Origin of the sequence: Streptomyces sp. NPDC051684, from assembly GCF_044453445.1 — a bacterium.
Taxonomy (GTDB): Bacteria; Actinomycetota; Actinomycetes; order Streptomycetales; family Streptomycetaceae; genus Streptomyces.
Genome location: NZ_JBITCS010000020.1, coordinates 158,487 through 177,990, shown reverse-complemented (window position 1 = coordinate 177,990; position 19,504 = coordinate 158,487). Strand labels below are relative to the sequence as shown.

Annotated in this window: 18 protein-coding genes; 14 read left to right on the top strand and 4 right to left on the bottom strand. The window is 70.2% G+C overall.

The window, feature by feature from the left end; all coding sequences use genetic code 11:
• Positions 1 to 88: 88 nt before the first annotated feature.
• Positions 89 to 652 (bottom strand): DinB family protein, encoded by a 564-nt coding sequence (locus ACIA8D_RS24530; protein ID WP_399235436.1) that lies wholly within the window; start codon positions 650 to 652, stop codon positions 89 to 91.
• 148 nt (positions 653 to 800) lie between these two features.
• On the opposite strand from ACIA8D_RS24530, the gene thrS reads away from it, so the two are divergent.
• Positions 801 to 2,780 carry a threonine--tRNA ligase gene (gene thrS / locus ACIA8D_RS24525; RefSeq protein ID WP_399235434.1) on the top strand — a complete coding sequence of 660 codons (1,980 nt, stop codon included), beginning with the start codon at positions 801 to 803 and terminating at the stop codon, positions 2,778 to 2,780.
• 5 nt (positions 2,781 to 2,785) lie between these two features.
• Here thrS and ACIA8D_RS24520 read toward each other — a convergent pair whose 3' ends face one another.
• Complete coding sequence (locus ACIA8D_RS24520; protein WP_399235433.1) at positions 2,786 to 3,478, bottom strand: potassium channel family protein; 693 nt, start codon at positions 3,476 to 3,478, stop codon at positions 2,786 to 2,788.
• A gap of 67 nt (positions 3,479 to 3,545) precedes the next feature.
• Between ACIA8D_RS24520 and ACIA8D_RS24515 the strand changes: the two genes are divergently transcribed.
• Entirely contained in the window at positions 3,546 to 4,109 is a 564-nt protein-coding gene (locus ACIA8D_RS24515; protein ID WP_399235432.1) for an HIT family protein, read from the top strand.
• Positions 4,110 to 4,118: 9 nt separating this feature from the next.
• On the opposite strand, the gene ACIA8D_RS24510 is transcribed toward ACIA8D_RS24515, so the two are convergent.
• Together ACIA8D_RS24510 and ACIA8D_RS24505 are read right to left on the bottom strand one after the other, a co-directional pair.
• Positions 4,119 to 5,891, bottom strand: a complete 1,773-nt coding sequence (locus ACIA8D_RS24510) for a hypothetical protein (protein WP_399235431.1) — start codon at positions 5,889 to 5,891, stop codon at positions 4,119 to 4,121.
• A 162-nt stretch (positions 5,892 to 6,053) separates the two neighbouring features.
• Entirely contained in the window at positions 6,054 to 8,270 is a 2,217-nt protein-coding gene (locus ACIA8D_RS24505; protein WP_399235428.1) for an elongation factor G-like protein EF-G2, read from the bottom strand.
• A 208-nt stretch (positions 8,271 to 8,478) separates the two neighbouring features.
• Here ACIA8D_RS24505 and pgsA point away from each other — a divergent pair, with 208 nt between their 5' ends.
• The 12 genes from pgsA to secD all read left to right on the top strand — a co-directional run bounded on the left by pgsA (position 8,479) and on the right by secD (position 19,503).
• A complete protein-coding gene (gene pgsA / locus ACIA8D_RS24500; RefSeq protein WP_399235445.1) occupies positions 8,479 to 9,195 on the top strand; it encodes a phosphatidylinositol phosphate synthase in 717 nt (238 codons plus the stop codon).
• Complete coding sequence (locus ACIA8D_RS24495) at positions 9,192 to 10,106, top strand: phosphatidylinositol mannoside acyltransferase (protein ID WP_399235426.1); 915 nt, start codon at positions 9,192 to 9,194, stop codon at positions 10,104 to 10,106. Before pgsA ends, ACIA8D_RS24495 begins: the two co-directional genes overlap by 4 nt.
• On the top strand, positions 10,103 to 11,311 hold the full coding sequence (locus ACIA8D_RS24490; RefSeq protein WP_399235424.1) for a glycosyltransferase family 4 protein: 1,209 nt from the start codon (positions 10,103 to 10,105) through the stop codon (positions 11,309 to 11,311). Before ACIA8D_RS24495 ends, ACIA8D_RS24490 begins: the two co-directional genes overlap by 4 nt.
• A gap of 32 nt (positions 11,312 to 11,343) precedes the next feature.
• Entirely contained in the window at positions 11,344 to 11,889 is a 546-nt protein-coding gene (locus tag ACIA8D_RS24485; RefSeq protein ID WP_399235422.1) for a hypothetical protein, read from the top strand.
• Between the two features lie 295 nt (positions 11,890 to 12,184).
• On the top strand, positions 12,185 to 13,084 hold the full coding sequence (gene pdxS / locus ACIA8D_RS24480) for a pyridoxal 5'-phosphate synthase lyase subunit PdxS (protein WP_399235420.1): 900 nt from the start codon (positions 12,185 to 12,187) through the stop codon (positions 13,082 to 13,084).
• The gene (gene pdxT / locus ACIA8D_RS24475) at positions 13,084 to 13,689 is read left to right on the top strand and encodes a pyridoxal 5'-phosphate synthase glutaminase subunit PdxT (protein WP_399235418.1); all 606 of its coding nucleotides are present in this window, start codon (positions 13,084 to 13,086) and stop codon (positions 13,687 to 13,689) included. Before pdxS ends, pdxT begins: the two co-directional genes overlap by 1 nt.
• 44 nt (positions 13,690 to 13,733) lie before the next feature.
• Positions 13,734 to 14,486: a YebC/PmpR family DNA-binding transcriptional regulator gene (locus ACIA8D_RS24470; protein ID WP_399235417.1), complete on the top strand. Its 753-nt coding sequence runs from the start codon at positions 13,734 to 13,736 to the stop codon at positions 14,484 to 14,486.
• 128 nt (positions 14,487 to 14,614) lie between these two features.
• On the top strand, positions 14,615 to 15,199 hold the full coding sequence (ruvC, locus tag ACIA8D_RS24465) for a crossover junction endodeoxyribonuclease RuvC (RefSeq protein ID WP_399235415.1): 585 nt from the start codon (positions 14,615 to 14,617) through the stop codon (positions 15,197 to 15,199).
• The gene (gene ruvA, locus ACIA8D_RS24460) at positions 15,196 to 15,807 is read left to right on the top strand and encodes a Holliday junction branch migration protein RuvA (RefSeq protein ID WP_385763018.1); all 612 of its coding nucleotides are present in this window, start codon (positions 15,196 to 15,198) and stop codon (positions 15,805 to 15,807) included. Before ruvC ends, ruvA begins: the two co-directional genes overlap by 4 nt.
• Positions 15,808 to 15,854: 47 nt before the next feature.
• Positions 15,855 to 16,934 (top strand): Holliday junction branch migration DNA helicase RuvB, encoded by a 1,080-nt coding sequence (gene ruvB, locus ACIA8D_RS24455; protein WP_399235413.1) that lies wholly within the window; start codon positions 15,855 to 15,857, stop codon positions 16,932 to 16,934.
• Positions 16,935 to 17,098: 164 nt separating this feature from the next.
• Positions 17,099 to 17,608: a preprotein translocase subunit YajC gene (gene yajC / locus ACIA8D_RS24450; protein ID WP_399235411.1), complete on the top strand. Its 510-nt coding sequence runs from the start codon at positions 17,099 to 17,101 to the stop codon at positions 17,606 to 17,608.
• A 140-nt stretch (positions 17,609 to 17,748) separates the two neighbouring features.
• Positions 17,749 to 19,503 carry a protein translocase subunit SecD gene (secD, locus tag ACIA8D_RS24445; RefSeq protein ID WP_399235443.1) on the top strand — a complete coding sequence of 585 codons (1,755 nt, stop codon included), beginning with the start codon at positions 17,749 to 17,751 and terminating at the stop codon, positions 19,501 to 19,503.
• Position 19,504 lies beyond the last annotated feature (1 nt).

Below are 19,504 nucleotides of genomic sequence, written 5' to 3'. Positions count from 1 at the left end.
CGACGCTCCGCGTCGCCTCCCTCCTCCGCCTTGCGATCGCACGCACCAGGCCCCGCTCCCTGATCCGGCCTGATCCAAACGACAAGCCCTAGCCGGTGGGCCGGTGCGCGTACAGGTCTCTGAGCAGGGCGATCTCGGCCGTGTGGTGCAGCATCTCGCGGTTGATGTGCAGCACGAGCGTCGCCATCGGCTCCTTCTCGAACGGGCCCTCGGCCGGACCGCAGGGGCGGGCGAGCGCCGCCTCGTTGAGGCCGCGCACCCCCGCGATCCACTGCGCGTACGCGGTGTCCAGGCGGTCCAGGGCGTCGGCGGCCGTGCCGGGATAGTCGTACGTCATGTAGTCCACCGGCTCCGCACCGAAGTGCGACGCGTTCCGGAGGCCGAGCACGCCCACCAGGATGTGACCGAGGCGCCACGCGATCGTCGTCACGGGGGCGGGGACCGGCTCCGGGTACTCGAAGTCGATCGTGAGGTCCCCGGAGCCGCCCTGGATCGCGGCGGTGCCGGTGCCGCGCGGGTGCAGCGTCCAGCAGTCCGGCACGGGCTCCCAGAAGTACTCGTCGTCGGTCAGCCCCGCCAGGCGGTCGCGGAGCTGATGTCGCCAGTGCCAGTCGAGCTGGTCGGCGAGGAGCGTGTTCCAGTCGAGTGTCATACGTCTCACGCTAGGGACGACCACTGACAGTCGCGCGCCCGTCACGGGGTTAACCGTTTCGCGAGCGGCCCTGGTGACTCGGTACGATCGTTGCTGCGCGCGTCACAGGTAATGGCGCGGCGTTCCATCTTCAGGTAGGAGAAGTCCGGTGTCTGACGTCCGTGTGACCATCCAACGCGATTCCGAGCGGGAAGAGCGCGTGGTGACGACGGGCACTACGGCCGCCGAGCTCTTCCCCGGTGAGCGCAGCATCGTCGCGGCCCGGGTGGCCGGTGAGCTGAAGGACCTCGCGTACGAGGTCACCGACGGCGAGACCGTCGAGCCCGTGGAGATCTCCTCCGAGGACGGCCTGAACATCCTGCGACACTCGACCGCGCACGTCATGGCGCAGGCCGTGCAGGAGCTGTTCCCCGAGGCCAAGCTCGGCATCGGCCCGCCCATCAAGGACGGCTTCTACTACGACTTCGACGTCAAGGAGCCGTTCACCCCCGAGGACATCAAGCGCATCGAGAAGAAGATGCAGGAGATCCAGAAGCGGGGGCAGCGCTTCTCGCGCCGCGTCACCACCGACGCGGACGCCGCCGTCGAGCTGGCCGACGAGCCGTACAAGCTGGAGCTCATCGGCCTCAAGGGCAACGCGGCACAGGCCGCCGACGGCGCGGACGCCGAGGTCGGCTCCGGCGAGCTGACCATCTACGACAACCTCGACGCCAAGACCGGCGAGCTGTGCTGGAAGGACCTCTGCCGGGGTCCGCACCTGCCCACCACCCGCGTCATCCCCGCGTTCAAGCTGATGCGCTCGGCCGCCGCCTACTGGCGGGGCAGCGAGAAGAACCCGCAGCTCCAGCGCATCTACGGCACCGCGTGGCCGTCGAAGGACGAGCTGAAGGCGTACCTGGAGTTCCTCGTCGAGGCCGAGAAGCGCGACCACCGCAAGCTCGGCGCCGAGCTCGACCTGTTCTCCTTCCCGGAGGAGCTTGGCCCGGGCCTCGCCGTGTTCCACCCCAAGGGCGGCGTGGTCCGCAAGGTCATGGAGGACTACTCGCGGCGCCGCCACGAGGTCTCCGGCTACGAGTTCGTGAACACCCCGCACATCTCGAAGGAGCACCTCTTCGAGACCTCGGGCCACCTGCCGCACTACGCGGAGGGCATGTTCCCGCCCATCCAGTTCGACGAGCAGAACTACCGCCTCAAGGCGATGAACTGCCCGATGCACAACCTGATCTTCAAGTCCCGCGGGCGTTCCTACCGTGAACTGCCGCTGCGGCTCTTCGAGTTCGGCACGGTGTACCGCTACGAGAAGTCGGGCGTCGTGCACGGCCTGACCCGCTCGCGCGGCTTCACCCAGGACGACTCGCACATCTACTGCACCAAGGAGCAGATGGCGGAGGAGCTCGACACGCTCCTCACCTTCGTCCTCGACCTGCTGCGCGACTACGGCCTGACCGAGTTCGAGCTGGAGCTGTCCACCCGCGACGACTCCGACAAGTTCATCGGTACGGACGAGGACTGGGCCGAGGCCACCGAGGCGCTGCGCTCCGCCGCGGAGAAGCAGGGCCTGCCCCTCGTGCCCGACCCGGGCGGCGCCGCGTACTACGGCCCGAAGATCTCCGTGCAGGCCAAGGACGCCATCGGCCGCTCCTGGCAGATGTCGACCCTCCAGGTCGACTTCAACCAGCCCAAGCGGTTCGGCCTGGAGTACACCGCGGCGGACGGCTCGCGCCAGCAGCCCGTCATGCTGCACCGCGCCCTGTTCGGCTCGATCGAGCGGTTCTTCGGTGTGCTCCTCGAGCACTACGCGGGTGCCTTCCCGGCGTGGCTCGCCCCGGTCCAGGCCGTCGGCATCCCGATCGGCGACGGGCACGTGACGTACCTGGAGGAGTTCGCCGAGAAGGCGCGCGCCCAGGGTCTGCGCGTCGAGGTCGACAAGTCCTCGGACCGCATGCAGAAGAAGATCCGCAACCAGCAGAAGGCCAAGGTGCCCTTCATGGTCATCGCGGGCGACGAGGACATGAACGCCGGTTCGGTGTCCTTCCGTTACCGCGACGGCTCGCAGGAGAACGGCATCCCGGTCGACGAGGCCATCGCGAAGATCGCGAAGGTCGTCGAGGAGCGGGCGCAGGTCTGATCCGGTCAGTCCGTACGGCGAGAGGCCCCCGGGGAGTCCCCCGGGGGCCTCTCCCGTTCAGGGTCCCCCTCCCGCGCGAACACCTGCAGCAGCCACGAGGAGAACGAGCCCGTGACCGCGCCGAGCAGTGCCAGGCCGCAGGCCATCACACCCACCGCCACGAGCCGGCCGAGCGGGGTCACCGGGGCCAGATCGCCGTAGCCCACGGTCGACAGCGTGGTGCACGTGAACCACACCGCGTCGCCGTACGTACGGATGTCCGCGCCGGACGCCGTGTGCTCCTGCTGGTACAAGGTGAGCGAGCCCGCGAAACCGAGCAGCGTCACCGACAGGCCCGCGTACGCGATCACGCGCGCGTGCAGTGCGAGGCGCGGCTCGTTCTGCCGGCGCTGCACCGTCTGGTAGGCCTGCACGATCCGTACGGGACGCAGCAGCGGAAGCAGCAGGACCAGCGTGTCCAGCCAGTGCGTGCGCACGAAGCGCGGCCAGCGCTGTCCGCTCAGGCGTCGACGCACCATGTAGTCGAGGATGAACACCACCCACGCCGTGAGCGTGAGGGCGAGACACAGGTCCCGCAGGGCGCCGGGCAGGGCCTCGCCGAGTACCCGGACCGCGTACCCGGCGAGGTAGACGAGCGAGGCCACCGCCAGGACGACGCCGTTGTGCCGCTCCCAGCGGGCGAGTGGGGTGTCGGTCATCCCGACAGCATCGCCCGCGCCGACCTGGGGTGGTACCCACCGACACGCCCCCGTGAGGTGACGCCATATGCTGCATTGCATGACGAGTGAGCCGGAGCAGCAGGTCGGTCCAGTGGGTGAGCCGGACGGATTCGGGCGTCTGTGGACCCCGCACCGCATCGCGTACATCCAGGGCGAGGGCAAACCGAGCGGCCCCGGAGCCGACGACGGCTGTCCCTTCTGCGCGGCTCCCGGCAAGTCCGACGAGGACGCCCTGATCGTGGCCCGCGGCAGCCACGTCTTCGCGATCCTCAACCTGTACCCGTACAACGGCGGGCACATGATGGTGCTGCCCTACCGGCACGTCGCCGACTACACCGACCTCGACCTTGACGAGACCGCGGAACTGGCCGACTTCACCAAGCGCGCCATGGCCGCGCTGCGCGCCGCCTCGGGAGCGCACGGCTTCAACATCGGCATGAACCAGGGCGCGGTCGCGGGCGCCGGCATCGCCGCCCATCTGCACCAGCACATCGTTCCGCGCTGGGGCGGCGACACCAACTTCATGCCGGTCGTCGGCCACACCAAGGTGCTGCCGCAGATGCTCGCGGACACGCGCACGGCCCTGGCGAAGGCCTGGCCGACCGATTGAGCGGACCCCCTACGCGTTGTACGTGTCGGCCTTCCCCGGTGTCGGGTCCTGGACCGCGCCGCTGAGGAAGCCCGAGCGGTTGCCGAACTTCTCGGTGTCCACGCCGTTCTCGTCGAGCACCCTGATGGCCGCCGCGTGCACCACGCGCAGCACCGGCGTGGCCGTGCGCAGCGCGTCGTCCGCCATGAAGCGGTGCCGCCACGGCTGGTCCGCCCAGGCGTGCCGCAGGCCGAACGGCTCGGGCAGCACCAGCTTGCCGCCGAGGTGGTCGAGGAGCGGCGGGTACCAGGTGAAGGGGGCGCGGACCGCGATCCGCACCGCCTCGTCGGAGGTGATCAGCGGGAGCGTCTTCTCCGTGGTCTCCCAGAACCGTATGGGCTTGGAGATCTCCTTCTTCCGCGGCTCCGGCTTCGACGTGAAAAGGGAGTGCACCGGGCCGAGCGCGTGCCCGGTCACCTCGATGCGCAGCGTCTGGTGCAGCACCGTGACCGTGATCAGCATGGTGATGACCAACTGGCCGTCCCAGAGCGTGAACTGCACGCCCAGGTAGTGGCGGCTGCCGCCGCCGAACTGCTGCTCGTTGCAGATCCGCTCTATCTCGTGCGTCCTGGTCTCGAACGCCTCCACGTTCACGCCCGAGGGGCGGGTCACGCTCTTCGCGTTCTCCCCGATCGGCGAGACGATCCAGTGCTTCACCGAAGGCGTCGGGAAGCCGCCCGTGTGGATCGGCTTGCGCTCCAGGAGGCGGAGCTGGTCGTGGATCGCGCGGACCACGTCCCAGCTGCGGAACGGGTGGATGTCCTTGCCGGGCTCCTTCGACACCAGGTCCTCGGCGAGCTGCCAGCCGCCCCAGCGCGTGCCCATGCCCAGAATGCCCTTGGGGCCGGCGTAGAACACCGAGTTCGACTGCTGCTCGGCCGACAACTTGGCGAGGTTCTGCCGCAGTTGCTCCGCGGCGGTCTCGCCGGGGCTGCCGGGAACGGCCTCCGGGATCTTCGCGCCGATCCCGCCGCCGGACAGCAGCCCGCCCCACCGGTCCCGCAGATCCTTGGCGGTGCCCTCGCAGATCCGCCGCGCCCAGAAACCGCCGACCACGGGCGCCACGAAGGAGGCGCGCAGATACCAGGTCCAGCCGCTGGTGGACGGAAGCCGGACGAGCACGATCGCGACGGCGACGAACACGATCGCCAGGATCGCCATGGTGAGAGCGGCCCGGCCGCGCGCCTCGCGCTCGTGCTTCTTCGCCTCGCGCTTCTCCTTGGTGCCCTTGCCCTCGGCCTCCTTGACCTCCTTCTCGGCCAGGTCCACCCGGATGTTGTCCCTGCGGCGGATCTCGAACGCGGTCACCCAGAGCAGGAATCCGGGCAGGAACAGGAAGCCGAACACCACCGTCACCAAGGTGAGCAGGCTGTCGCGCTGGCGCCGGATCCGGTTGGCCGCGAGGCAGTGCTCCACGACGACCTGCGGTTCCGTACCGAACGACTGGATGAGCGGCTTGCGGGCGCCGCCCAGCATCCGCACCTGCACCGCCCGCGCGAAGGCCTCACCGAGGTTCGGCGCGAACAGTGACCACATCCCCTGCTTCACCTGGGACTTGTGCCACTCGTTGTTGGTGTCCTCGATCTTCACCGCCGGGTCGTCCCGGTATGCGGCCGAGGCGATGGCGAACGTCGCGGCGGTCTGGCCCGCGGACCCCTGCAACGGGATCTGCGCGCCCGGCCGGAAGTCGAATATTTCGTCGGCCGAAGCCGGCTTGATCGTGTCCGCCACTGCCACCCCCATCACCGCGCGCCGTCGCTGCGGCTTTTCCCGACTTGCCCGCCCCGCACACCTGTTGGGCGCGCCGTCGGCCGGATCCGGCTGATCTTCGACCAGCGTAGCGGCCGCCACCGACAGCGGCCCCGTGGAACGGGAAGCCGGTGCCGGTGCGCGACCCTGGGCCGACTACGGGACGTCCTGGGCCTGTTCGCGGATCCGCTCGCTCAACTGGGCCGGCATCGGCTCGTGCCGGGCGTACGCGCGGCTGAAACGCGCGGTGCCGTGCGACAGCGACCGCAGGTCCACCGCGTAGCGGCCGATCTCGATCTCCGGCACCTCGGCCCGGATCAACGTCCGCCCGCCCGGCGCCTGTTCGGTGCCGACGACCCGGCCGCGCCGCCCCGACAGATCGCTCATCACGGTGCCCACGTAGTCGTCGCCGACGAGGACCTCCACCTCGGCCACCGGCTCCAGCAGATGGATCCGCACATCGGCCGCCGCCTCACGCAGCGCGAGCGCCCCCGCCGTCTGGAACGCCGCGTCGGACGAGTCCACGGAGTGCGCCTTGCCGTCGAGCAGTGTCACCCGCACGTCGATGAGCGGGTATCCGGCGGCGACGCCCTTCGTCGCCTGCGCCCGCACGCCCTTCTCCACGGACGGGATGAACTGCCGGGGCACCGCGCCGCCGACGACCTTGTCCACGAACTCGATGCCCGAGCCGCCGGGCAGCGGCTCCACCTCGATCTCGCAGATCGCGTACTGGCCGTGGCCACCGGACTGCTTCACGTGCCGGCCGCGCCCCGCAGACTTGCCCGCGAACGTCTCCCGAAGGGAGACCTTGTGCGCGATGACGTCGACCTGCACCCCGTAACGGCTGCGCAGCCGTTCCAGGGCGACGTCCGCGTGTGCCTCGCCGAGGCACCACAGCACCACCTGGTGCGTGTCCTGGTTCTGTTCCAGGCGCATCGTCGGATCCTCGGCGACCAGCCGGGAGAGCCCCTGCGAGAGCTTGTCCTCGTCGGCCTTGCTGTGCGCCTGGATGGCCAGCGGAAGCAGCGGGTCGGGCATCTCCCACGGGGACATGAGCAGCGGCGCCTCCTTCGCCGACAGCGTGTCCCCGGTCTCCGCCCGGCTCAGCTTCGCGACGCACGCCAGGTCGCCTGCGATGCAGTGCGTCAGCGTGCGCTGCTGCTTGCCGAAGGGGGCCGAGAGCGCCCCGATCCGTTCGTCCGCCTCGTGCAGGGCGCGGGCCTCGTGCCCGTGGTCGGTCAGGCCGTGGCCCGACACGTGCACCGTCTCGTCGGGCCGCAGGGTGCCGGAGAAGACGCGGACGAGCGAGACGCGCCCCACGTACGGGTCGGACGCGGTCTTCACGACCTCCGCGACCAGCGGTCCCTCCGGGTCGCACGCGTGGATGTCGAGCTCCTTCCCGTCGCGCCCCCGCACATCGGGAGCGGACCGCTCCAAGGGGGTCGGGAAGCCGCCGGTGATCAGTTCGAGGAGTTCCACGGTGCCGATGCCCTGCCGTGCGTCCTCCGCCGCCGGGGCCGCCGCGAGGACCGGGTGGAAGACGCCGCGCGCGACGGCCCGCTCCAGGTCGTCGATGAGCGTCTTGACGTCGATCTCCTCGCCGCCCAGGTAGCGGTCCATGAGGGTCTCGTCCTCGCTCTCGGCGATGATCCCCTCGATGAGCCGGTTGCGGGCCTCCTCGATCAGCGAGGCCTGTTCGGCGTCCGGTTCCGACTCCTTGCGTTCGCCCGACGCGTAGTCGAAGAGACGCTGCGTGAGCAGCCCGATCAGGCCCGTCACCGGCGCGTGCCCGTCCGGCGCCCGTTCGCCGCGCAGGGGGAGGTACAGGGGGAGCACGGCGTCGGGGTCGTCGCCGCCGAAGACCTCCGCGCAGGTCCGCGTCATGTCCTCGAAGTCGGCGCGCGCCGCCTCCAGGTGCGTGATCACGATGGCCCGCGGCATGCCGACCGCGGCGCACTCCTCCCACACCATCCGCGTCGCGCCGGCCATCGTCTCGGGTCCGTCGGCCGCCGAGACGACGAAAAGGGCCGCGTCCGCGGCGCGCAGACCGGCCCTCAACTCCCCGACGAAATCGGCGTATCCGGGGGTGTCCAGCAGATTGATCTTGAACCCGTCCCACTCCAGCGGGACGAGCGAGAGCTGGACCGAGCGCTGCTGGCGATGCTCGATCTCGTCGTAGTCGGAGACGCTGGTGCCGTCCTCGACGCGGCCCGCCCTGTTCACCGCCCCCGCGGTCAGCGCGAGGGCCTCCACCAGGGTCGTCTTGCCCGATCCGCTGTGGCCGACCAGCACCACATTCCGTACGGACGCGGGATGGTCGGCCGTCGCTGCCCTGCCGGCGGCTCCGGGGTGTCCGTTGGTCTTGTCGCCCATGCCTTGCCTCCCGGTTTATTGCTCGGTGAGGTCCTAGGTCGTTCTCGGCCTGTGGGCGCGGACACGCGAATCCGCGTGCGGAGGCGGCTTCGGCGACGCCCGCGGTGTCTTCGAGCTTTCCACTCGGGTCACTGTGCGTCCATACGTCGTACGGGATCGCACGCGCGCGTGGCGGCCCGTCGGCGGTTCGCACGTGTGCGTGGCTACGATGGGCCAGCCGGTGGCCAGAGGGGCCGCGCAGGCACCGACCCTCGGGAAGGCCATGCTGAACAAGTACGCGCGTGCATTCTTCACGCGTGTCCTCACACCGTTCGCCGCGTTTCTCATCCGCCGCGGAGTCAGCCCCGACGCGGTCACGCTCCTGGGCACCGCCGGAGTCGTGGCCGGTGCGCTGGTCTTCTATCCGCGCGGAGAGTTCTTCTGGGGAACCGTCGTCATCACGCTGTTCGTCTTCTCGGACCTCGTGGACGGCAACATGGCGCGCCAGCTGGGCCGCTCCAGCCGTTGGGGCGCCTTCCTGGACTCCACGCTCGACCGGGTCGCCGACAGCGCCATCTTCGGCGGCCTGGCGCTCTGGTACGCGGGCGGCGGGAACGACAGCGTCCTGTGCGCCGTGTCGATCTTCTGCCTCGCCAGCGGCCAGGTCGTGTCCTACACGAAGGCGCGCGGCGAGGCCATCGGCCTGCCCGTCGCCGTGAACGGACTCGTGGAGCGCGCCGAGCGGCTCGTCATCACGCTCGTCGCCGCGGGCTTCGCCGGGCTCCACAAGTTCGGCGTGCCCGGCATCCAGTACCTGCTGCCGGTCGCCCTGTGGATCGTCGCCGTGGGCAGCCTCGTCACGCTGATCCAGCGCGTGGTGACGGTGCGCCGCGAGTCCGCCGAGGCCGACGCGGCGGCGGCCGCCCAGGAGGGGGCCACCTCGTGAGCGGGACGCAGGAGCGGATCACCGACGCGCTTTACGGGCTCGGCTGGGCGACCGTCAAGAAGCTCCCCGAGCCGGTCGCGCGGCGCCTCGGCCGCACGATCGCCGACGCCGCCTGGAAGAAGCGCGGCAAGGGCGTGCTGCGCCTGGAGGCCAACCTCGCGCGCGTGGTGCCCGACGCCACGCCTCAGCGCCTGCAACAGCTCTCCAGGAAGGGCATGCGCTCGTACCTGCGCTACTGGATGGAGTCCTTCCGGCTCCCCGCGTGGAGCAAGGAGCGCATCAAGGAGGGCTTCTCGGTCAAGGACGTCCACTACTTGACCGAGGGCCTGGACGCGGGCAAGGGCGTCATCCTGGCCCTGCCCCACATGGGCAATTACGACCTGGCGGGCGCCTGGGTCACCACCAAGCTGGACACGCCGTTCACGACTGTCGCCGAGCGGCTCAAGCCGGAGACCCTGTACGACCGTTTCGTGGCCTACCGGGAGGGCCTCGGCATGGAGGTGCTGCCGCACACCGGCGGCGCCGCCTTCGGGACGCTCGCACGGCGGCTGCGCGCGGGCGGCCTGGTCTGCCTGGTGGCCGACCGGGATCTGTCGACCTCCGGTGTGGAGGTCAAGTTCTTCGGCGAGACGACGCGGATGCCCGCGGGGCCCGCGATGCTCGCCCAGCAGACCGGCGCGCTGCTGCTGCCGGTCACCCTCTGGTACGACGACTCGCCCATCATGCGGGGGCGCGTCCACCCACCCGTCGATGTGCCGGAGACAGGTACGCGGGCCGAGAAGACGTCTGTCATGACGCAGGCGCTGGCCGATGCCTTCGCCACGGGGATCGCGGACCATCCGGAGGACTGGCACATGCTGCAGCGCTTGTGGCTTGCCGACCTCGATGATTTCGAAGAGAGGCCGGCGTGAGGATCGGAATCGTCTGCCCGTACTCCTGGGACGTGCCGGGCGGCGTCCAGTTCCACATCCGCGATCTGGCGGAGCATCTCATCGCCCTGGGGCACGAGGTGTCCGTCCTCGCTCCCGCGGACGACGAGACCCCGCTGCCGCCGTACGTCGTGTCGGCGGGCCGCGCGGTTCCCGTGCCGTACAACGGCTCGGTGGCGCGCCTCAACTTCGGGTTCCTGAGCGCCGCGCGCGTGCGCAGGTGGCTGCACGACGGCACGTTCGACGTGATCCACATCCACGAACCGGCGTCCCCGTCGCTCGGCCTCCTGACCTGCTGGGCCGCGCAGGGCCCCATCGTCGCGACCTTCCACACGTCCAACCCGCGCTCGCGCGCCATGATCGCCGCGTATCCGATCCTGCAGCCCGCCCTGGAGAAGATCAGCGCGCGCATCGCGGTGAGCGAGTACGCGCGCCGCACCTTGGTCGAGCATCTGGGCGGCGACGCGGTCGTGATCCCCAACGGCGTCGACGTCGACTTCTTCGCGCGGGCCGAACCCAAGGCCGAGTGGCAAACAGAGGGGGCGCGAAGCTCGGTTGAGGGCGGTGGTGGGAGACGGGAGGGGGGCACGATCGGTTTCATCGGCCGCATCGACGAGCCCCGCAAGGGCCTGCCGGTGCTCATGAAGGCGCTGCCGAAGATCCTCGCGGAGCGCCCGCAGACCCGCCTTCTGGTCGCGGGCCGGGGCGACGAGGACGAGGCGGTGGCCTCGCTGCCCAAGGAGATGCGCGACCGCGTCGAGTTCCTCGGCATGGTCAGCGACGAGGACAAGGCCCGCCTCCTGGCGAGCGTCGACGTGTACGTCGCGCCCAACACCGGCGGCGAGAGCTTCGGCATCATCCTGGTGGAGGCGATGTCGGCGGGCGCGCCCGTGCTCGCCTCCGACCTGGACGCCTTCGCCCAGGTCCTCGACCAGGGCGCGGCCGGCGAACTCTTCACCAACGAGGACGCGGACACCCTCGCCGTCGCGGCCCTGCGCCTTCTTGGCGACCCGGAGCGCCGCGCCGAACTGCGCGCGCGTGGCAGCAAGCACGTCCGCCGCTTCGACTGGTCCACGGTCGGCGCGGACATCCTCTCGGTCTACGAGACGGTGACCCAGGGCGCGGCGGCGGTCGCGGCCGACGAGCGGACGGGCCTGCGGGCCCGCTTCGGCTTGGCGCGGGACTGACCCCCGCCGCGTCCCCGGTAGCCTTGCCGCCCGTGACCGTCACCCTCATCTGGATCGCCGTAGCCCTCTTCGCGATCGGGCTCTACCTGAGCTGGACCGCGGGACGGCTCGACCGTCTGCACGCCCGGATCGACGCGGCCCGCGCCGCGCTCGACGCCCAACTCCTGCGGCGGGCCTCCGTCGCCCAGGAACTGGCCACGTCGGGCGTGCTCGACCCGGCCGCGTCGATCGTGCTGTACGAGGCGGCGCACGCCGCGCGCCAGGCCGAGGAGGAGCAGCGCGAGGTCGCCGAGAGCGAGCTCAGCCAGGCGCTCAGGGCCGTCTTCAGCGAGCCCGACCAGGTCGAGGTGGTCCGGGAGGCCCCCGGCGGCGAGGAGGCCGCGGAGGAGCTTGCCCAGGCGGTCCGCCGCGTCCCGATGGCCCGCCGCTTCCACAACGACGCCGTGCGCGCGGCCCGCGCGCTGCGCCGCCACCGCAAGGTCCGCTGGTTCCGCCTCGCCGGACACGCCCCGTTCCCGCTGGCCTTCGAGATGGACGACGAGCCTCCGGCGGCGCTGGCCGACCGCGTCACCAACTAGGGCCTGTCGTTTGGATCAGGCCGGGCTCGCGGGGCCTGGCACGCACGCTCGCGGCGTTGTCGTCGGTCGACGACGCTCCGCGTCGCCTCCCTCCTCCGCCTTGCGATCGCACGCACCAGGCCCCGCTCCCTGATCCGGCCTGATCCAAACGACAAGCCCTAGGCCCCGGACGGCGTCACCACCTGGTTCCCAGGCCAAAAGGAGCCACCGGCTGTCCATTGGCCCTTGTAGTGGCCTGTTCCCCAGAGGTTTCCTCGGTGCTGCAAAAGCCTTCGTTCACCGAGTGAGGTCACCCGTGTCCACTTCCGAAAACACCGCCACCGGCACCGCACGCGTCAAGCGCGGCATGGCCGAGCAGCTCAAGGGCGGCGTCATCATGGACGTCGTCACGCCCGAGCAGGCGAAGATCGCCGAGGACGCCGGCGCCGTGGCCGTGATGGCCCTGGAGCGTGTGCCGGCCGACATCCGCAAGGACGGCGGCGTGGCCCGGATGTCCGACCCCGACATGATCGAGGGCATCATCGGCGCCGTCTCGATCCCGGTGATGGCCAAGTCCCGCATCGGCCACTTCGTCGAGGCCCAGGTGCTGCAGTCCCTCGGCGTCGACTACATCGACGAGTCCGAGGTGCTCACCCCGGCCGACGAGGTCAACCACTCGGACAAGTTCGCCTTCACGACGCCGTTCGTCTGTGGCGCCACCAACCTGGGCGAGGCCCTGCGCCGCATCGCCGAGGGCGCCGCGATGATCCGCTCCAAGGGCGAGGCCGGCACCGGCAACGTCGTCGAGGCCGTCCGCCACATGCGCCAGATCAAAAACGAGATCGCCCGCCTGCGCGGCTTCGACAACAACGAGCTGTACGCCGCCGCCAAGGACCTGCGCGCCCCGTACGAGCTGGTCAAGGAGGTCGCCGAGCTCGGCAAGCTGCCGGTCGTGCTGTTCTCCGCCGGTGGTGTCGCCACTCCCGCCGACGCCGCGCTGATGCGCCAGCTCGGCGCGGAGGGCGTCTTCGTCGGCTCCGGCATCTTCAAGTCCGGCGACCCGGCCAAGCGCGCCGCTGCCATCGTGAAGGCCACCACCTTCTTCGACGACCCGAAGATCATCGCGGAGGCGTCCCGCAACCTGGGCGAGGCCATGGTCGGCATCAACTGCGACACGCTCCCCGAGGGCGAGCGGTACGCGAACCGGGGCTGGTGATGACCACTCCCGCAGTCGGAGTGCTCGCGCTCCAAGGCGACGTGCGCGAGCACCTCGTCGCCCTGGCCGCGGCCGACGCCGTGGCCAGGCCGGTGCGGCGCGCCGAGGAACTGGCCGAGGTCGACGGTCTCGTCGTCCCCGGCGGCGAGTCGACCACCATCTCGAAGCTGGCACACCTCTTCGGGCTGATGGAGCCGCTCCGCGCGCGCGTGCGCGAAGGCATGCCCGTCTACGGCTCGTGTGCCGGCCTGATCATGCTCGCCGACAAGATCCTCGATCCGCGCTCGGGCCAGGAGACCATCGGCGGCATCGACATGATCGTGCGGCGCAACGCCTTCGGACGTCAGAACGAGTCCTTCGAAGCGGCGGTCGACGTCCGGGGCGTCGAGGGCGATCCTGTGGAGGGCGTCTTCATCCGGGCTCCCTGGGTGGAGTCCGTGGGCGCCGAGGTGGAGGTGCTCGCCGAGTACGAGGGGCACATCGTGGCCGTCCGCCAGGGCGACGCCCTCGCGACGTCCTTCCACCCGGAGCTCACGGGCGACCACAGGATCCATGCCATGTTCGTGGACATGGTGCGGGCGAAGGGTGCCCCGGGTTCCTTGTAGGATCTCTGGCGTTCGTAAATTGGTTACGCGAAGGAGACAGGCAGATGTCCGGCCACTCTAAATGGGCTACGACGAAGCACAAGAAGGCCGTGGTTGACGCCAAGCGCGGCAAGCTCTTCGCGAAGCTGATCAAGAACATCGAGGTCGCTGCGCGCATGGGCGGCACCGACATCGAGGGCAACCCGACGCTGTACGACGCCATCCAGAAGGCGAAGAAGCAGTCGGTCCCCAACAAGAACATCGACTCCGCGGTCAAGCGCGGCGGCGGCCTCGAGGCCGGCGGCGCCGACTACGAGACGATCATGTACGAGGGCTACGGGCCGAACGGTGTCGCGGTGCTCATCGAGTGCCTCACCGACAACCGCAACCGCGCCGCCTCCGACGTGCGCGTGGCGATGACCCGCAACGGCGGCAACATGGCCGACCCGGGCTCGGTGTCGTACCTGTTCAACCGCAAGGGCGTCGTGGTCGTCCCCAAGGCCGAGCTGTCCGAGGACGACGTCCTGGGCGCCGTGCTCGACGCGGGCGCCGAGGAGGTCAACGACCTGGGTGAGTCCTTCGAGGTGCTCTCCGAGGCCACCGACCTGGTCGCCGTGCGCACCGCGCTCGTGGAGGCGGGGATCGACTACGACTCGGCCGACGCCAACTTCGTCCCGACCATGCAGGTCGAGCTGGACGAGGAGGGCGCGCGCAAGATCTTCAAGCTCATCGACGCGCTCGAGGACAGCGACGACGTGCAGAACGTCTTCGCCAACTTCGACGTCTCCGACGAGGTCATGGAGAAGGTCGACGCGTAGGCGCTGCCGCGCACAGCTCGACAGCGGCGGGCCGGGGAGACACGTCTCCCCGGCCCGCCGCTGTTGTCGGTGGCAGCGGATAGCCTGGAGGGCGTTCGAAGATCACTCGCGGTCGGGAGGGGGCGCGCATGCGTGTACTGGGGGTCGACCCAGGGCTCACCCGCTGCGGTGTCGGCGTCGTCGAGGGCGTCGCGGGACGGCCGTTGACCATGCGTGGCGTCGGCGTCGTCCGCACGCCACCGGACGCCGAGTTGGGCCACCGCCTCGTCGCCATCGAGCAGGGCATCGAGCAGTGGCTCGACGAACACCGGCCCGAAGTCCTTGCCGTGGAGCGGGTGTTCAGCCAGCACAACGTGAGCACCGTGATGGGCACCGCCCAGGCCAGCGCCGTCGCCATGCTGTGCGCCTCGCGCCGCGGCATCCCCGTCGCGCTGCACACGCCCAGCGAGGTCAAGGCGGCCGTCACGGGCACGGGGCGCGCCGACAAGGCTCAGGTGGGCGCCATGGTGACGCGACTGCTGAGGCTGGACGCACCGCCCAAGCCGGCCGACGCGGCGGACGCCCTCGCCCTCGCCATCTGCCACATCTGGCGCGCCCCCGCGCAGAACAGACTCCAGCAGGCCGTGGCCCAGCACGCGGCCCAGGCGTCCAAGGCAACCCCCGCTTCCCGCGCCGCCCGCGCGGCCCACGCACCGAAAGGCCGTACCGCATGATCGCCTTCGTCAGCGGCCCCGTCGCCGCCCTCGCCCCCGACGCCGCGGTGGTCGAGGTGGGCGGTGTCGGCATGGCCCTCCAGTGCACGCCGAACACGCTGTCCACGCTCCGTATCGGCCAGCAGGCCAAGCTCGCCACGTCCCTGGTCGTCCGCGAGGACTCGCTCACCCTGTACGGCTTCGCGGACGACGACGAGAAGCAGACGTTCGAGCTCCTGCAGACCGCGAGCGGCGTCGGCCCGCGCCTGGCCCAGGCGATGCTCGCCGTGCACAGCCCGGACGCGCTGCGCAGAGCCGTCTCCACCGGTGACGAGAAGTCGCTCACGGCCGTCCCCGGCATCGGCAAGAAGGGCGCCCAGAAGCTCCTCCTGGAGCTGAAGGACCGGCTCGGCGAACCGCTCGGCACGGGCGGCCCCGCCATCGGTACGGCTGTCACGAACGGCTGGCGCGAGCAGCTGCACGCCGCGCTGATCGGCCTCGGCTACGCCACCCGCGAGGCCGACGAGGCGGTCGACGCGGTCGCCCCGCAGGCCGAGGCCACCGAGGGCACTCCGCAGGTGGGCCAGCTCCTGAAGGCGGCCCTGCAGACCCTCAACCGCACCCGCTAGCCGCCCGGTCCACCACCCGCACCCACCCGTAACGCGAGGCTCCACACATGAACTGGGACGAGACCACCGACGACGCCGCGACGCCGCAGGCCGACCGGCTCGTAGGTGCGTCCGCCGACACGGAGGACCAGGCCGTAGAGGCCGCGCTGCGCCCCAAGGACCTGGGCGAGTTCATCGGCCAGGAGAAGGTCAGGGAGCAGCTCGACCTGGTCCTGCGCGCCGCCCGCGCGCGTGGCGCCACCGCCGACCACGTCCTGCTCTCCGGCGCCCCCGGCCTCGGCAAGACCACCCTATCCATGATCATCGCGGCCGAGATGGGCGCCCCGATCCGCATCACCTCCGGGCCCGCGATCCAGCACGCGGGCGACCTCGCCGCGATCCTCTCCTCGCTCCAGGAGGGCGAGGTCCTCTTCCTCGACGAGATCCACCGGATGTCGCGGCCCGCCGAGGAGATGCTCTACATGGCGATGGAGGACTTCCGCGTCGACGTCATCGTCGGCAAGGGCCCCGGCGCCACCGCCATCCCGCTGGAGCTGCCGCCCTTCACCCTTGTCGGCGCGACCACGCGCGCGGGGCTGCTGCCACCGCCGCTGCGCGACCGCTTCGGTTTTACCGCCCACATGGAGTTCTACGGTCCTCCCGAGCTGGAGCGGGTGATCCACCGCTCGGCGAGCCTGCTCGATGTGGAGATCGACACAGCGGGCGCCGCCGAGATCGCCGGTCGCTCCCGCGGCACCCCCCGCATCGCCAACCGCCTGCTGCGCCGCGTCCGCGACTACGCGCAGGTCAAGGCCGACGGCCAGATCAACAGGGACATCGCGTCCGCCGCCCTCGGCGTGTACGAGGTGGACGGCCGCGGCCTCGACCGCCTGGACCGCGCCGTCCTCGAAGCGCTCCTCAAGCTTTTCAGCGGCGGACCTGTGGGACTTTCGACACTTGCCGTCGCCGTGGGGGAGGAGCGTGAGACGGTGGAAGAGGTCGCCGAGCCCTTCCTCGTCAGGGAAGGACTCCTGGCGCGCACCCCCAGGGGACGTGTGGCGACTCCCGCCGCGTGGGCCCACCTGGGACTCACCGCACCCCAAGGGAGACCTGGGGCAAGCGGACAACAAGACCTCTTCGGGGCATGACGGCGCGCGTACTCGCCGGGGCTGGAACCCCGGTGCCATGCTGAGCGTTGTTCCCACAGTGCGGACTCGCTTAGACTCCGCCGACGTCGCCTTTGCGGCGGCGCAATACCCCATCATCGACGCGGCCGCATTCCGACGCGGCTGAATGAAGGAAGTTCCTACCCGTGAGTCCTGTGACCCTCCTCCCGTTCATTGTGCTCATCGGGGCTATGTTCCTGATGACCCGGTCTGCCAAGAAGAAGCAGCAGCAGGCCGCAAAGATGCGCAATGAGATGCAGCCCGGTTCCGGCGTCCGCACGATCGGGGGCATGTACGCCACGGTCAAGGAGGTCCACGACGACGCGGTCCTTCTCGACGCCGGCCCCGGGGTCCACCTCATGTTCGCGAAGAACGCCATCGGCGCCGTCCTCACCGATGACGAGTACAACCGCATCGTCCACGGCGAGGAAGTCGTTGATGATGACGAACTGACCAACGACGCCGTCGTGCCGGACGACGCGTCCTCCCTCACCGAGACCGACGAGACGGCCGCCGCCGACGACTCGCGCATCGACCTCGGCAAGAAGGACGAGCCTGCCGAGGACGCCGAGGCCGACAAGGCCGACGACGTGAAGGCCGAGAAGGCCGGCGACGCCGAGGTGAAGAAGACCGACGGCGAGTCCGACGCGAAGTAGTACGGCCGGAACCGTGGGGCGACCGCTCGATGTGCCCCGCGGTTCCTGTCCGTGCGTGACCCGCGCGGACTCTCGACCATTTCATGGCCGTCCTGGCACCCAACCCCGATGCCGGACGGATGGAGAGGGAGTACGAGAAGGTGGCCACACCTAAGAAGAGCCGAGGGGCAGGTGCCCAGTCGAAGCCGGGGCGCGCCCTGGGCCTGATCGTGATCATCATGGTCGCGCTCGTCGGGGGGATGTTCGCCTCCGGCACGTTCACCCCGCGCCTTGGCATCGACCTCGCGGGCGGCACCAGCATCACGCTGGAGGCCAAGAACGAGCCGGGCAAGCCCAACGCGATCAACAAGACCAACATGGACACCGCGGCGGACATCATCAACCGCCGTGTCAACGGCATGGGTGTCTCCGAGGCCGAGGTCCAGACGCAGGGCAAGAGCAACATCATCGTCAACATCCCGCGAGGGACGAACGAGAAGCAGGCTCGCGAGCAGGTCGGTACGACCGCGCAGCTCTACTTCCGTCCGGTGCTCACGATGACCGCCGGCCAGCCCGCCGGCAAGGGTGACAAGTCGGCCACCCCGTCCCCGAGCGCCTCGACCGGCGGCAAGGCGACCGACAAGACCACCGGCTCGGACAAGGCGACGGACAAGTCGACGGCCACGCCGTCGCCCACCGCCACGACGCAGGGCCGCGCGGTCACCGACAGCCTCAAGGCCGACGCGACGCCGAGCGCCTCCGCGAAGAGCGGCGACGACGCGAAGGCGGCACCGAGCCCCAGCACCGACCCGGCGACCGCCGCGCTGCAGAAGAAGTTCATGCAGCTCGACTGCACGGACAAGGCGGCCCGCACCAAGATCAACGAGGGCGCGAAGTCCTCCGACCCGATCATTGCCTGCGGTCAGAGCCAGGGGCAGTGGCAGAAGTACATCCTCGGCCCGTCCGAGGTGGGCGGCAAGGACGTCAAGAAGTCCCAGGCGACCATCAACCAGCAGTCCGGCCAGTGGGTCGTGAACATGGAGTTCACGGGCGCCGGCTCGAAGAAGTTCGCCGCGACGACCAGCAAGCTCAAGAGCCAGCAGTCGCCGATGAACCAGTTCGCCATCGTGCTCGACGGCGACGTGGTCTCCGCGCCCAGCGTCAGCTCCACCCTGAGCCAGAACGCCGAGATCTCCGGCTCCTTCACCCAGGAGTCCGCGCAGGACCTCGCGAACGTGCTGTCCTACGGCGCCCTGCCGCTGACCTTCCACGAGCAGAGCGTCACCTCGGTGACCGCCGCGCTCGGCGGTGAGCAGCTCAACGCCGGCCTGATCGCGGGCGCCATCGGCCTCGCGCTGGTCGTCATCTACCTGGTGGTCTACTACCGGGGCCTGTCGCTCATCGCGCTCGCCTCGCTGCTCACCTCCGGCATCCTCACGTACACCCTGATGACGCTGCTCGGCCCGGCCATCGGCTTCGCGCTGAACCTGCCGGCCGTCTGTGGTGCCATCGTGGCCATCGGCATCACCGCGGATTCGTTCATCGTGTACTTCGAACGAATCCGGGACGAGATCAGAGAGGGACGCTCCGTGCGTCCCGCGGTGGAGCGCGCCTGGCCGCGGGCCCGACGCACCATCCTGGTCTCCGACTTCGTGTCGTTCCTCGCGGCCGCGGTGCTCTACATCGTGACCGTCGGCAAGGTGCAGGGCTTCGCGTTCACGCTCGGCCTGACCACCCTGCTCGACATCGTGGTGGTCTTCCTCTTCACGAAGCCGCTGATGACGCTCCTGGCCCGCACGAAGTTCTTCACGGGCGGGCACAAGTGGTCCGGCCTCGACCCGAAGCGCCTGGGCGTGCAGCCCCCGCTGCGTCGCACCCGCCGCGCCACCCGCCCTGTCGACCCGAAGGAGGCGTGAG